The sequence below is a fragment of the Micromonospora pallida genome (assembly GCF_900090325.1).
Taxonomy (GTDB): Bacteria; Actinomycetota; Actinomycetes; order Mycobacteriales; family Micromonosporaceae; genus Micromonospora; species Micromonospora pallida.
Genome location: NZ_FMHW01000002.1, coordinates 5,316,971 through 5,330,538, shown reverse-complemented (window position 1 = coordinate 5,330,538; position 13,568 = coordinate 5,316,971). Strand labels below are relative to the sequence as shown.

Here is a 13,568-nt window from a genome sequence, read left to right as displayed (position 1 = left end):
GGACCACCCAACCACAGGCGTACCTGCTCACCTATCTCGGCCGGTACCCGGCCGATCTGTTGGGCGGTGCCGTAGGGGGCGCTGTCGCCGCCGGAGAGGACGCCAGGTCAGGACTGCTCCGGCGACGAGCAGCGCTGCGATGAGCACCAGACCGGCGATCTTGAGGTACATCCGGTATTCGGGCCCGATGCCGTCGTCGGGTGGCAGCTTGCCGGGGTGGGTGCGGCCGCTGGCGATCACGTCGTCGGCGATGTCGACCCCGTGCATCGCTTCCCCGGTGCCGGCGAGCAGCGGTCGGGTGTCGTTGCCGGTCAACGCCACCACGTCGGTGTCGTATTTGGTCCATTCGCCGTTGGTGATGCCGTCCTGGACACCGAAGCCGACCACTTTGGCGTCGTCCCAGGGGTGGTAGCGGGCGACCACGGCTGCGCCGTCCGGTGCCCAGCCCAGCAGTCGCAGCGCGACCAGCCCCGCCTGCTCAGCGAGCGGCGTCGTGGTCGGCAGTTCGGCTCCGGTGCTGGCGTCCACCGTGCGCAACTGCCATCTGGATGCGTACGCGTCGCCGTCGCAGCAGCGCCGCTGGGTCACCAACGTCAGTCCGCGACTGTCCGGTGTCCACGTGCCCTTGCCGGCGAGTTGGGTGCCCTCGGGAACGGTGAACCGGTTTCGCACCGCACCGTCGGCCGTCACCACGGTGATGGTTCTCGCGGACTGGTAGGCGAGGGTGCGTCCGTCCGGGCCGAACGCCGCCAGCCAACCGTAGAAGAGCGTTCGCGGATCAAGATCGGCGATCGTGGTGAGCCGGTCGGTGGTCACGTCCCATACCGCCAGCACCGCCCGGGTCACGGTGTAGGCGTCGGTAGTATCGGGCTGCCGCATGTACCGGCCGTCGAAACCGACGAGCGCCAGCCGTTCGCCATCCTTGGACCAGGCGACCGGGAAGGTCACCTCGGTGCCGCTGACGGACGGCAGGCGACGGGTCTTTCCGGTACGCAGTTCCACGAGCTTGTTGGCCGTGGCCACCCTGCCGCCGTCGCCGGAGAGCAACACTGCCTCTCCGGCCTGGCTGCCCCAGTCGTTGGACAGCAGGCGGTACTGGTCGCTACCCGCTGCGACTGCCGCCACCGAGCCCAGGCTCGGCGGCTCGTACCACCAGTTCTCAGCGGTGAAGATCATCGAGGCGGCGGCAACCGGGCGTCGTTGCACCGACCAGGTGCCCCCCTGTGGAGTGCCGACCAAGTCGGGCAACGACATGGCTCCGGATGCGGGTCCCGCCGGTGCCGGTGGGCCCTGCCAGCCGACCAGCCGTGGTGCCACGACGACGCCCACCACCAGCACCAGGACCACTACGGCCGCGACGATCGTCCGGTGCCGTCGCCAGCCGACCAGACCCTTATTCGAGCCGTACGCCGGCATCCCGGCCATGCCTTCCCGCATGGCTTCCGTCGGCTTGCTGGTCACCCGCCACCCCCTCGACAACCTGCCCCGGAGTCCACCAGACGCGGCGCCACTGGATGTAGCCGGATCGGTCCATCATGGCCGGACCGGCTTACCGCTCCGACGCTGCGGGTGGCCACCGCAGCCGGGTCGACGTACCGGGCCGGTGAACGGTGATCGCGGCACCAGCCGCTCGGGTCGGGCGGACCAGCGCCCCTGTCCGCCAATCAATCTATGTATTTAGATATCGACATGTATTACAGTGACGCCGTGCCAGCCCGTACGGGTATGGGACGGCCCACGGCGGCCTCCCGGCACCCCTACTTCCGTGGAGAGGTGCTCATGATCGGTAACTCCTCAATGCGTCGCCGTACCCTGCTGGCCGGCGCGGCTGGTTTCCTTGTGGCGCCGCTGGTGGCCGGAACCGCGCACGCGGCGGGCCCGAAGGTCTACCTCGACCCCGGGCACGGGGGCACCGATCCCGGTGCGGTCGCCAACGGCCTGACCGAAAAGGCCCTCACCCTCAACATCGCGCTCCAGACCCGCAACATCCTGCTGGCCAACTGGGCCGTCGACGTGCGGATGTCCCGCACCTCCGACGTCACCCGCAGTCTCACGTACCGCACCGACGACGCCAACGCGTGGGGCGCGGCGCTCTTCGTGAGCATCCACATCAACGCCGGCGGTGGTAACGGCTTCGAGAGCTACCGGTACCCGGGGACCACCGGCAACACCGCCGCGCTGCACAGTGCGGTCCACTCCCGGGTCCTGTCGGGGATGCGCTCCGTCTCCTCGGTCACCGACCGGGGCATGAAGACCGCGAACTTCCATGTGCTGCGGGAGACCGCCATGCCGGCGGTGCTGACCGAGAACCTCTTCATCGACACCGTGTCCAACGCGAACCTGCTCAAGAACGCCGCCTTCATCACGGCCACCGCTCGCGGGCACGCCAACGGCATCGCCGCCTACCTCGGCCTGTAGCCCGCCGGCTGCTCCGCCACCCGGCAAAGGGCCGGACCCGATCGGGTCCGGCCCTTTCGCTGCGGCAGCACTCGCTGCGTCGGCGGAAACGACACCCGCCCGCGTTCACTCAGAACACGGGCAGGGCGGCAGCCGGATCGTCGAGGACGGCGGCGAGGAGGGCGGATGCCGCCGACCCGGCGGTGACGTCGAGCTTGGCGTAGGTCGGCCTCGGTGAGCGGGCGAGCGGTGTACTCACGGGCGTACGGCACGTCGGTCGTGAACGTTCCCTCGGTGGTGGTGAGCGTGACCCTCGCCCGGTAGCCGTCGCCGGTGTCGCGGAGCGTGTCCGAGGCGCGTACGGTGACCCGTTCCTGCCGGGACGCGCGGAAACGGCAGGAAACCGTCGCGGCAGGTGCTGGCGCGGGCATGTTTCCAAGCCGGGACCCGCGAAGGTCCGCTCTTGCGTCTGCGGGCGCAGGCGCCAGGTCGTCACCCGGGGCACCCCATCGCGGACGAGGGTTGCCTGCCAGCGAGCCGGGGCTTGGCGCTGGCCATCTGGACCTGCGGACACCATAACCACGCCGACGGTCGAACAGGTAGCCGGTAATTCCTATCTGTGATGCAGCTAATTCCGCCGCAGTGGTTCCGGCCGCTTCTCGTAGTTGGTCCCTGAATCGCCTGGTCAGATGCCAGATGGCGGAACTTCGTACCGGCGTACCGAAATCGCCCGGTGCTCGCGGACGGAGCTCAGCCGCCGGTCCGGCCTGGTCAAGCCGCAGGTATGCTGTGGCCAGGTCATGAGCGCCAGCGTCAAGCCCCGGCTCGCTGGCCGGCAACCCTCGTGTTCGCGGTGGGGTGCCCCGGGTGATGACCGGGCCCAGCCCCGTCCGGTGCTGGGCAAGCGCGGACCCCGACCCGACGCGTGACCCGGGGTCCTCGGACTCCGGAGGTCGTCGTGTCCGTCACCCTTGAATCCCCACTGTCCGCCCGGCCGCTCGACGTGCTCGGCGTGCCGGGCCAAATCAACCTCGACTACGCGGCCAGCGCGCCCTGCGCCCGGGTCGCCGCCGACGCCGTGGCCGAGCTCCTGCCCTGGTACGCCAGCGTGCACCGCGGCTCCGGCAAGCTGTCGCGGCACTGCACGCTGGCCTATGAGCGGGCTCGGCAGGCGATCGGCGATTTCTTCGGTGCCCGCCCGGACGACCATGTCGTCTTCACCCGTAACACCACGGACGCGCTGAACCTGCTGTCCCGGGCCCTGCCCGCCGGGACCACGGTGGTCTCCTTCGCCGGGGAGCACCACGCGAACCTGCTGCCCTGGCCGCGCGCCTCGGTGCGGCTGCCGGTGCCGGCCAGCCCCGGCGAGGCGGTCCGCGCACTGAACGCGGCATTGACGGAGCTGCGGCGCGGAGCGCCGGCAGACCGGCCGGTGCTGGTGGCGGTGACCGGGGCGAGCAACGTGACCGGGGAACGCTGGCCGGTGGCCGAGCTGGCGATGGTGGCGCGTCGCCACGGGGCCAGGATCGTGGTGGACGCCGCCCAACTCGCCCCACACGCTCCGGTCGACGTGGCCGCGCTGGGGGTGGACTACCTGGCCGTGTCCGGGCACAAGATGTACGCGCCGTTCGGAGCCGGGGCGCTGCTCGGTCGAGGTGACTGGCTGGACGCGGCCCCGCCGTACCTGGCCGGCGGCGGCGCGACCAGCCACGTCGGGGCGGCCACCCACGACGTACGGTGGGTCACCGGCCCGGCCCGACACGAGGCCGGCACGCCCAACCTGCTCGGCGCCGCCGCCCTGGCCGCGGTGTGCACCGCGTTGACCGACGCCGATCCGGCCGCGCTGCACGCCCGGGAGCAGGCGCTGCTGGCCCGGCTCCGGAACGGTCTGGCCGCCCTGCCCCACGTGGTGGAACTGCGTACCTTCGGCCCGGACGCGCCCCGGGTCGGCATCGTGTCGTTCGTGGTCGCCGGCCGGGACTCGGCGGAGGTTTCAGCCGAGCTGGCGCAGCAGCACGACGTCGGCATCCGGGACGGCCTGTTCTGCGCCCATCCGCTGTCTCGGCGGCTGCTGGCCGAGGCCGCCACCCGAAGCGGACGGACCGATCTGCCGCCGACCGCCCTGCGGGCCAGCCTCGGACTCGGCAGCACGACGGAGGACGTCGACCGGCTGCTGACGGCTCTCGCGACGCTGGCCTGAACACCGTTGCGCCCTGCCCCCAGCCGCGTGCCGCCTGAACACCGCTGCCAGGCCCGATGCTGACAACTGCGCGCTGCCTGCCGTTCGCGGTGCGGACCACGACGCGCAAACCAGCGTCGTTACGTTCCCGCCGGTAGGCCGACGACTTTGGAGACCTCGATGGGGCAGAGCGATGTGCACGAAGCCGGTCTCGGCCGACGGCGGTTTCTGACGCTGGCGGGCGCGGGGCTGCTCGCGGCGGGCACCGTGGCGGCCACGAGCGGGCCCGCGTTCGCCGTGTCGCCGGTCGGCCGTGATCCGTTCACGCTCGGTGTCGCGTCCGGCGACGCGCTGACCGACCGCGTCGTGATCTGGACCAGGCTGGCCCCGGAACCGCTCGATCCGTCGACCCGGTTCGGGATGGGCGAGCTGACCGACGTGCCGGTTCGCTGGCGCGTCGCCAAGACCGAGTCGCACCTGGACACGCCGGCCAAGTGGATCGCCTCGGGTGCGGCCGTGGCGCTCGCCGACGACGGGTTCTCCGTGCATGTCGACGTCGCCGGGCTCGATGCCAGTCGGCGCTACTTCTACGAGTTCGAGGTCGACGGGCCGAACGGGACGGTGTTCCGCAGCCCGATCGGCCGTACGCACACGGCGTTCGCCCCCGGCGGCGACCGTACGGCCCGGTTTGCTGTGGTTACCTGCCAGAACATCGCCCGCGCCGACGGCGGCGAGTTCTACTTCCACGGCCACGACCACCTCGCCGGCCGCGAGGACATCGACTTCGTCGTGTTCCTCGGCGACTACTTCTACGAGTTCGGGCGGGCCGCGCACGTCCCGCCGCGCGAGGTCAGCTCGCTCGACGACTACCGCACCCGCTACGGCCAGTACAAGCTGCGCGGCAGCCTGCGCGAGGTCCACCGGCGGTTCCCGGTGTACGTCATGCCCGACGACCACGAGTTCTTCAACGACTACCGGGGCGGCGACCTCGGCGGGGTCGGCCAGGTCCGCCGGTTCAACCGCGCCCTACAGGCGCTGTGGGAGAACATGCCGCTGCGCAACGCGCACCCCGGCCCGATCGGCGACACGAAGAACCACCTCGCGCTCTACCGGCGGATCGCCTGGGGCACGAATCTCGACCTGTTCCTGACCGACGTCCGCCAGTACCGTGGCCCATCGCTGCTCGGCGACGCCCAGACCGACGATCTGCTCGACTGGCTGCGCACCACCACCGCGACGTGGACCGCGCTGGCGACGCCGACGCCGATCTGGTGGAACGGCGGCAACAACGGCTGGAACGCGTTCACCAGCGTGCGCGACCGCGTCACGGCCGTCCTCGAGGAGCGCAAGACTGCCACACCGGCCACGTTCAACCCGGTCGTGCTGTCGGGCGACATCCACTGCGGCATCGTGACCCACGTGCGCCGCTTCCGCGACCACTTGAGCCCGTTCGTCGCCACCGAGTTCATCAACGCCCCGATGACGAGCCAGAGCAGCAACCAGTTCCGCCCCGACGACGAGATCCGCGGCGCCTACAACGGCAGGTACGGCTACATGGAGTGCACCGCCGGGCCGACCGGCTGGAAGGTGCGCTACGTGGTCGGCGACCAGACCGACGACCCGTTCGGCACCGTGACCGGCGAGCTGCCGTGGCATCTCGACGCGGGCGCCGCTCCGGGCACCGTCTACCAGGTGGCCTGACGGGACACCATCGGGCAACCTGATCCGTACGGGAAACGGCGGGCTCCCCCTTGGGGAGGCCCGCCGTCGTCGGTGGATCTGGCGCCTGCTTGGTGTCAGCGTCCGCTGCCCACGACCGTCCAGAGTCACCCGCTACCGGGTCACTGGTAGTAGCAGCTCTCCTGGATGACCCTGCTGCGCTCGAGCTGCCCCACGGTCCCGTCGTAGCGGGCGAGGTAGTGCAGCGGACCCCGGTAGTCGAGGATGCGGACCAGCGAGCCCTCAGGGACCCAGATTCCCGAGGTCGGGCTCGTGTAGAGGATCGCGGAGCTGTTGGTGCGGCACAGCTGGTTCGGCTGGGCCGCCTGGGCGGCGGCCGGCACCGCCGTGACCATGGCTGCGGTCAGGGCGGCAACCGCCGCGCCGCGCAGGAGGGTACGCATGCAGGTCCTCGTCTCGTGTCAGGTTCAACGCCGCATCGCACTCTAATTGATGATCGTGACTAGGAGAAGAGGCTCGCCGCTGCTCTTCCAGGTACTGCACCGGCATCCCGCAGAGGTGCTGCCGCAGGCCCTGATGAGGCTCGCGCTGCCGACTCCGCTGGAATAGCCTCAGCGACAAAACAAAAATCTGAGTCCTGTTGAATTGATCACAAGGTGCACCATAGACTCCGATCTCGTATTGATCCATACGCATGTAGGGCGCGTCTCGTCGTGACCCCAGAAGGCGCGAGGAAGGATGAATGAGGGCTGGCAAAGTGATCGCTGGTGCCATCATGACCTGCGGCATCATGCTCACCGGAATCGGGATTGCCTCGCCGGCAATGGCCGCCAGCGGCACGGCCTTCAGCACCGACGCCGGAGCCGCGGGGGCCAGCACGCGCTACAACGACGACGGCGACATCTACACCGCCTGCGATCTCGACGCCGACGGCACGGGCGCAGTCGGCTGGATCGAGGTCAGGCAGGCAGACGGCTCCTGGAACAAGTACCCCGAGCGTTACGTCGGTGGGGGCGCTGGTAGTTGCAGCGAGTACAACGCCAATATAGCCAGGGAAAGCGCCGATGTGAGGATCGTCGCCTGCCGCCAGAACGGCCCAACCGCGAATCCCCAGGATTGCGGGCGTCACATTGTGCCGGGAGCCTGAGCGCGCGCGTCACCACTGACCAGCGCGGGAGGCTGATCGTTCTGGACAACCGCGACACTCCCGCTGACGCGGCCAACCGGTGTCGACCCACTCTCTAGTGGGCTCGTTGGTAACGCCCGGATCCGGCGGTCCTTTCTGGGTGAGGTTGGCGGCGAAAAGCGGTCCGCGGCTGACCGACGCTCGGTCCACCTCCCCGACCGGGTGGGTGGGCTGACCGGTCGCCGACCGTGACGTGAGTCGTACCCCGGCCGGGGCGCCCCCGATGGCGTCCCGGCCGGACCGTTTCCTACCCCACCAGCGCGGACGTGACCCCAGCGAGCAGGAATTCTGGGGTTCAGGGATCGACGCAGCCGCTGTAGGCTCGCACCGATCTTGGGGGAGGCCGACCGGTGACGGAAGTTCGCGTCGAACCAGAAGTGTTGGAGAAGACGTCACATGTCTGTGACGACCTGCGTGACGATCTGCGACGCAGTGCGGCAGACATCGAAGACGATACGCAGGCCGCTCTCTCCGGCCTACCCGGATGGCAGACGCGGACGGCGCTGGAGCAGCTGCGCTGGTCGTGGTCGGACGATCTGACCAAACTGACCGGCCACATCTCGAACATCGGCGATGCTCTGCGCGGCTGCGCGAGGGACTATCGCTACAGCGACGTGGCCAGCGCCGCCCTTTTCGACATCCGTGAGCGGTGATCCCCTTGGTCACCTACGCGGACCTGCGTGGTGCGCGCCTCGCCCCGCTTCGGCACGCCGCACAGGCCTGGACGAATCTGTCGCGGTCCTGCGTGAAGCTGGAGGAGCGGTGTGGCGCCGAGCTGACCGGTCCGCTGCGTACCTCGGGCTGGCAGGGGCCGGCCGCCGACGCCGCGTTGGGTCGGCTCGACGAGCTCGATGACGAGTTCGAGGTCGCGAGCCTGCAGACGCGCACCGCCGCCAGCGTGCTACGGGAAGCGGCAGAGGATTTCGAGGGTTTGCAGCGGCGGCTGGAGTCGGCTGTCGGTGCCGCCCGCTCTCTGGGCCTGGCCGTCGACGACACCGGCCGGGTGTCCGCCCCGCCGATGGCGGTGGAGGCCAGGCATGATCCGGATGCGGAACTCATCCATCGTCGGGGCGTGCAGAACGCCGCCATCTACACCGAGCTCATTGGAAAGATCGTGGCCGAGGCCACCGAGACCGACAACCGGATCGCCCGAGCCCTGACCCGGCTGAAGGCAAGCATGCCGGGGCAGTACGAGTGGGAGTACAACAAGGCCCGGGACGGCGCCCGGGCCGCCGCGGCAGCGCTCGGTCTCCGCGAGGACAGCATCCCGGCCCCGGGCAGCAAGCCCGCCGACGTTCGCGACTGGTGGCGGGGCCTGTCCGACGATGAGCGGCAGATCTACCTGACCGCCTACCCGGAACGGATCGGGGCTCTCGACGGGCTGCCCGCCACCGACCGCGACTCGGCAAACCAGCTCGCGCTGCGTACCTTCATCGGCGACAACGTCAACCATCACCGCGACCAGAACAACCCGCAGCACGCCACCGCCCTCATGCTGCTCGACAAGCTCGAAGGGGCGGAGAACGCCCCAGCGCACAAACGCCTGTACCTGCTGTCGGTCGACCCCACAGGTGACGGGAAGGCGGCCGTGGCCATCGGCAATCCCGACACCGCCGCCCACACTGCGGTGCTTGTTCCCGGCGTCGGCACCGAACTCGACGACATCCGCGGCCTGATCGGTCGGGCCAACGACCTGCAGGACGCCGCGATCCAGCTCGACCGCGCGGAGAGCGTCGCCGTCGTGGCGTGGCTCGGCTACGACACCCCGTCAGCCGACATCGACATCGTCACCGCACTCTTCGGCGACAAGTCCGAAGCCGGTGCCCACGCGCTCGACGGCTTCGTCGACGGACTCCGCGCGTCTCACGACGGCACGCCCTCCCATGTCACCGCAGTCGGGCACAGCTACGGATCGACCGTCCTGGGTGAGGCGGCCAGCACCGGTGACGGCCTCGCCGTGGACGACATGATCGCCGTCGGTAGCCCTGGCATGCGCGTCGACAACGTCAGCGAGTTCAACGTCGACCCCCGGCATGTGTGGGCCGGCGCCGCAGCCGACGACACGTTGGTGGCCCGACCCGAAGAGATCGCCAAATGGCTCGACGCTGTACCCATCGTTGGCCCGTTCCTGGGTGACGGCGTGGTCGGCATCCACGGGCCAGGGCCCCACACCCCGGAATTCGGTGCCAACGTCCTGCACGTCGACACCAGCGGTCACAGCGGATACTGGACGGAAGACAGCCAGGTGCTGCGCTCCCAGGCAGCGGTGATCGTCGGCCACTACCAGGCAGTCGCACTCGACCACGGGGAAGCGCCATGAGCCACCGCCGGCGGGCGTCCTGGCGGCGCGCTGTTGCTGTCGCCGCTCTCCCCGCTGTACTGACCCTTGCCGCCGCCTGCACCGACAGCGACTCCGGCGCCTCACCAGGAAAGGACGATCCGTTGCAGACCAAGGCCATCGCCGAGGTGACCGCGCTGGCCCAGGAGCGCGCTCAGGCCGTCGCCACCACTGTGGGGAGCCCACTGGACGACTGGCAGACCAACACCTCACCCTGCCTCGGCCGCCGCGGTGAGATCGCTGATGACGGACGCTGGACGCTCAAGGGCTTCGCCGGGCTGCCGGTCGCCCCGGCCGACCAACTCACCACACTGCACCGGGTTCGGGACATGTGGCGCCAGCAGGGCTACGACATCACCGAGGACCGGTCCTTCGACGACGGCACCGGAGGCGCTGTCTCCATGCGTGACCAGGAAACGGCGATCACGATCAGCCTCACCACCAGCAAGAGTCGCGACAGCATCGCCTTGATCCTGGCCAGCGGCTGTTACATGCCCGTTGCCGGCGAAGATCCGGCCAACGCGTAACCCGATTGGATAGCGAAGAGCGGCCCGTCGCCGACACGCTGCGCCGAGAAATCACCCGGAAGGTGGGGTCTCCAGGGCCGGCGGCAGTTGTACGGCGATGTCCATGCCGCCGGTCGGCCGGGCGGTACTGGAGATCTCTCCGTCGTGCGCGGTGACGACCGCCCGGACGATGGACAGGCCGAGCCCGGCCCCGCGGTTGCCGTTGCCGGTGCCCCGGACGAACGGTTCGAACAGCCGCCGCTCCTCGTCCGGCGTGACCGGGGGACCGGTGTTGACGACCCGCAGGAACGCGTGCCCGTTCGCGGTGCCGGAGCTCACCGTGACATGTCCGCCGGCGTGGTTGTAGCGCAGCGCGTTCTCCAGCAGGTTGCCGGCCATCCGTTCCAGCAGAACCGGCTCGCCGCTGGCCGGCGCCGGCTGCAGATCGGCCTGCAGGGCGACGGCCCCGTTCGCCGCCCGGTCGGCGGCGTCGGCAACGGCCGCGGCGGCGACCGCGGCCAGGTCCACGGGCGTCCGGCGGGGCGGACCGGCCTGGCTGCGGGCCAGGACCAGGAGCCCGTCCAGAGTGCGCTGACTGGTTTCGACGGCGGTGGCGATGTCGCCGGCCATGGCGACGAGTTCGGCCCGGTCGGGTTCGCCGTCGAGGGTGACGTCGATGGCGGCGCGCATGGTGGTGAGCGGGGTGCGTAGTTCGTGCGCGGCATTGGCGACGAACAGGCGCTGGCTGTGGAGGACTCGGTCGCGTTCGGCGATGCCGTGCTGGATGCGGTCGAGCATGCTGTTGATGGTGGCGGCCAGCGTGGCGAGTTCGTCGGTGGGCTGGCGGACGGGTATCCGTTCGGACAGGTTCTCTGCGGAGAGCTGGTTCGCGGTGCCGGAGATCGTGCGGATGGGGCGCAGTATCCGCCCGGCCACCAGCCAACCGGTCAGCCCGGCCAGCGCGGTCACGACCAGCAGCGCCGGTGCGGCCTGGGTCAGCAGCTTGGACATCGCCTCGTCGATGTGCAGTCGCAGGCTGCGAAACAGCAGCAGGTAGGTCACCGCCGTGAGCAGCGACCCGGCGGCCAGCACCAGGCCGGTGTACACCAGAGTGAGCTGGCTGCGGGCGGTGAGTCGCCGGATCATGGGGCGATCTGGTATCCGACGCCGGTCACGGTTTCGATCAGTGGTGGATCGCCGAGCTTGCGGCGCAGGCTGCTGATGGTGATCCGCACGGCGTTGGTGAACGGGTCGGCGTGCTCGTCCCACACCTTGTCCAGCAGCGTCTCCGCGCTCACCACGGCGCCGTCAGCGGCGAGCAGCCGTTCCAGCACCCCGAACTCCTTCGGGGTCAACGACAGCAGCCGACCGTCCCGTTCGGCGGTGCGCCGGGACGGATCGAGTTCGACATCCCGCGCGCGCAGCACCGGAGGGCGGGCCGGGGTGCTGCGCCGGGCCAGCGCACGCACCCGGGCGACCAGCTCGGAGAACGCGAACGGCTTGCCCAGGTAGTCGTCGGCGCCCAGGGCCAGCCCGTCCACCCGGTCGGACACGGCACCGGACGCGGTGAGCATCAGCACCCGGGCAGTGCCGCGCTGCGCCAACAGCCGGCACACGGTGTCGCCGTGCACCACCGGAAGGTCCCGGTCCAGGACCACCACGTCGTACGGGGTGATATCGCATTTGTCCAGTGCCTGCTGACCGTCGTGCACCACGTCCACGGCGCAGCCGTGCTTGCGTAGCCCGGCCGCGACATAGGAGGCCAGCGGCTGTTCATCCTCGACCAGCAGCACCCGCATCCGGCCAGTATCCCCAGCACCGCATATGGGTGACGTATGGGTCGGCAATCGGTTACCGAAAGGCGGTCGCTGGTAGACCTGCAACGGTCCGTTTGCCGATCGGAAAAGGACCGTGATCATGAATTCGGATTCGGTACGTGGTATCGACCGGCGGCGGCTGGTCAGATGGGGCGGGTTGACGGCCGCCAGCGTGGTGGCCGGCGCGCCGCTGCTGGGTGCCGAGCCCGGCCACGCTGCCCCGGCCCCGACCGGCTCCGACGCACTCTTCGCACCCGAGCCGTCCGGGCACCACCGGATCCCGCCGGAGACCCGGCCCGGCGGTGCCTACGACCGGTACGTGGCAAAGCTGGCCGCCGAGGACAAGTTCTCCGGCGTGGTGCTGCTGTCACACCGGGGTCGGACCGTGTTGTCGCGCAGCTACGGCATGGCCGACAAGGAGAAGGGGATCCGCAACCACGAGGGCGTCGCGGTCAACCTCGCCTCGGCGAGCCAGCCGTTCCTGGCGGTGGCCGTCCTGCAGTTGGCGCAGCAGGGCAAGGTGAGCCTGTCGGACAAGGTGGGCACCCACCTGACGGGCTTCGCCACGGAGATCGCCGAGCAGGTGACCATCCACCACCTGCTCACCGTCACCGCCGGGCTGGACGCCCCGATGCCGGACTGGCAACACGTCTTCACCAGCAAGGAGGAGGTGCACACGTACTACGAACGGTGGACCCGGCAGGCGACGCTGGTGGTTCCCCCCGGTTCGGGCGACCAGGCCCACCTTGCCGGCGGCGGCGCCGGCCTGGCCATCGCGGCGCAGATCGTCGAGGCCGTGACCGGCATGACGTACTGGGACTACGTGCACGAGCACGTCTTCGGCCGCTGCGGCATGACCGGTTCGGCGTTCTACACCAGGCCGCAGTGGCTCACCGACGAGCACATCGCGCACTCGTACATGCGGCAGGCCGACGGCAGCCGGGTGGACGCCGTCCGCAACCTGGACAAGGGCAGCCCGAGTCCGCAGATGCCAGGCAGGAATCCGGGCCGCGCCTTCATCGGTTACGCCTCGGGCGACGGGTTCGCCACCGCGCCGGACCTGGTCCGGTTCGCGCACGCGCTGCGCGACGGCACGGTGCTGGACCGGCCCTTCGTCGAGCTGTTGACCGGGGCCAAGCTCCCCGGCCGCACGCCCACGTCGTACAAGGCGTACTCGGGTCCGCTCCACCTCCTCAACGGACGCCAGTGGGTGTTCGGGCGCGGCGGGGCCAACGGCGGCAGCGTCGCCAACTGGAACATCTACCCGGACACCGGTTGGGTCGGCGTCGTCCTCAGCAACTATGACGACGTGCCGATACAGGAGATCCTCCGGCGGGAGAAGCAGGCCATCACCGGCCAGCCAGTCGACCCACCGGGCGGCGGCTGATACGTGGCCACGCCGATGAGGGCGTCGGCAGAGCAGTAGCCGTAGCCCTGGCTGGGCCAGCCGCCTGGCAAGGGCGGC

Annotated in this window: 13 protein-coding genes and 2 riboswitches; of the genes, 8 read left to right on the top strand and 5 right to left on the bottom strand. The window is 70.0% G+C overall.

The window, feature by feature from the left end; all coding sequences use genetic code 11:
• Window positions 1-27 precede the first annotated feature (27 nt).
• Complete coding sequence (locus GA0074692_RS22085) at window positions 28-1,461, bottom strand: WD40 repeat domain-containing protein (RefSeq protein ID WP_141725375.1); 1,434 nt, start codon at window positions 1,459-1,461, stop codon at window positions 28-30.
• A gap of 246 nt (window positions 1,462-1,707) precedes the next feature.
• Between GA0074692_RS22085 and GA0074692_RS22080 the strand changes: the two genes are divergently transcribed.
• The gene (locus GA0074692_RS22080; RefSeq protein WP_245730415.1) at window positions 1,708-2,418 is read left to right on the top strand and encodes an N-acetylmuramoyl-L-alanine amidase family protein; all 711 of its coding nucleotides are present in this window, start codon (window positions 1,708-1,710) and stop codon (window positions 2,416-2,418) included.
• Window positions 2,419-2,527: 109 nt separating this feature from the next.
• Here GA0074692_RS22080 and GA0074692_RS36555 read toward each other — a convergent pair whose 3' ends face one another.
• Window positions 2,528-2,656 (bottom strand): hypothetical protein, encoded by a 129-nt coding sequence (locus GA0074692_RS36555; RefSeq protein ID WP_281198984.1) that lies wholly within the window; start codon window positions 2,654-2,656, stop codon window positions 2,528-2,530.
• 195 nt (window positions 2,657-2,851) lie between these two features.
• Window positions 2,852-2,962, bottom strand: a riboswitch (SAM riboswitch).
• 231 nt (window positions 2,963-3,193) lie between these two features.
• Window positions 3,194-3,310: riboswitch (SAM riboswitch) on the top strand.
• A gap of 45 nt (window positions 3,311-3,355) precedes the next feature.
• Between GA0074692_RS36555 and GA0074692_RS22075 the strand changes: the two genes are divergently transcribed.
• Together GA0074692_RS22075 and GA0074692_RS22070 are read left to right on the top strand one after the other, a co-directional pair.
• The gene (locus GA0074692_RS22075) at window positions 3,356-4,597 is read left to right on the top strand and encodes an aminotransferase class V-fold PLP-dependent enzyme (RefSeq protein WP_091647052.1); all 1,242 of its coding nucleotides are present in this window, start codon (window positions 3,356-3,358) and stop codon (window positions 4,595-4,597) included.
• Window positions 4,598-4,756: 159 nt separating this feature from the next.
• Window positions 4,757-6,277, top strand: a complete 1,521-nt coding sequence (locus tag GA0074692_RS22070) for an alkaline phosphatase D family protein (RefSeq protein WP_091647051.1) — start codon at window positions 4,757-4,759, stop codon at window positions 6,275-6,277.
• Between the two features lie 140 nt (window positions 6,278-6,417).
• On the opposite strand, the gene GA0074692_RS22065 is transcribed toward GA0074692_RS22070, so the two are convergent.
• Window positions 6,418-6,699 carry a hypothetical protein gene (locus GA0074692_RS22065; RefSeq protein WP_091647050.1) on the bottom strand — a complete coding sequence of 94 codons (282 nt, stop codon included), beginning with the start codon at window positions 6,697-6,699 and terminating at the stop codon, window positions 6,418-6,420.
• A gap of 299 nt (window positions 6,700-6,998) precedes the next feature.
• On the opposite strand from GA0074692_RS22065, the gene GA0074692_RS22060 reads away from it, so the two are divergent.
• The 4 genes from GA0074692_RS22060 (at window position 6,999) to GA0074692_RS36140 (ending at window position 10,307) form a co-directional block, all read left to right on the top strand.
• Window positions 6,999-7,403 (top strand): hypothetical protein, encoded by a 405-nt coding sequence (locus GA0074692_RS22060; RefSeq protein ID WP_091647049.1) that lies wholly within the window; start codon window positions 6,999-7,001, stop codon window positions 7,401-7,403.
• 389 nt (window positions 7,404-7,792) lie between these two features.
• On the top strand, window positions 7,793-8,095 hold the full coding sequence (locus tag GA0074692_RS22055; RefSeq protein ID WP_091647048.1) for a WXG100 family type VII secretion target: 303 nt from the start codon (window positions 7,793-7,795) through the stop codon (window positions 8,093-8,095).
• Window positions 8,092-9,762: an alpha/beta hydrolase gene (locus GA0074692_RS22050; protein ID WP_245730414.1), complete on the top strand. Its 1,671-nt coding sequence runs from the start codon at window positions 8,092-8,094 to the stop codon at window positions 9,760-9,762. The genes GA0074692_RS22055 and GA0074692_RS22050 overlap by 4 nt, the downstream gene beginning before the upstream one ends.
• Complete coding sequence (locus GA0074692_RS36140; RefSeq protein WP_091647047.1) at window positions 9,759-10,307, top strand: hypothetical protein; 549 nt, start codon at window positions 9,759-9,761, stop codon at window positions 10,305-10,307. The genes GA0074692_RS22050 and GA0074692_RS36140 overlap by 4 nt, the downstream gene beginning before the upstream one ends.
• A gap of 51 nt (window positions 10,308-10,358) precedes the next feature.
• Here the strand turns inward: GA0074692_RS36140 and GA0074692_RS22040 are convergent, their stop codons facing one another.
• Together GA0074692_RS22040 and GA0074692_RS22035 are read right to left on the bottom strand one after the other, a co-directional pair.
• Window positions 10,359-11,432, bottom strand: a complete 1,074-nt coding sequence (locus GA0074692_RS22040) for a sensor histidine kinase (protein ID WP_091647046.1) — start codon at window positions 11,430-11,432, stop codon at window positions 10,359-10,361.
• The gene (locus GA0074692_RS22035; protein ID WP_091647045.1) at window positions 11,429-12,085 is read right to left on the bottom strand and encodes a response regulator transcription factor; all 657 of its coding nucleotides are present in this window, start codon (window positions 12,083-12,085) and stop codon (window positions 11,429-11,431) included. Before GA0074692_RS22035 ends, GA0074692_RS22040 begins: the two co-directional genes overlap by 4 nt.
• A 118-nt stretch (window positions 12,086-12,203) precedes the next feature.
• Here GA0074692_RS22035 and GA0074692_RS22030 point away from each other — a divergent pair, with 118 nt between their 5' ends.
• Window positions 12,204-13,490, top strand: a complete 1,287-nt coding sequence (locus GA0074692_RS22030; protein ID WP_091647044.1) for a serine hydrolase domain-containing protein — start codon at window positions 12,204-12,206, stop codon at window positions 13,488-13,490.
• Window positions 13,491-13,568: the final 78 nt, after the last annotated feature.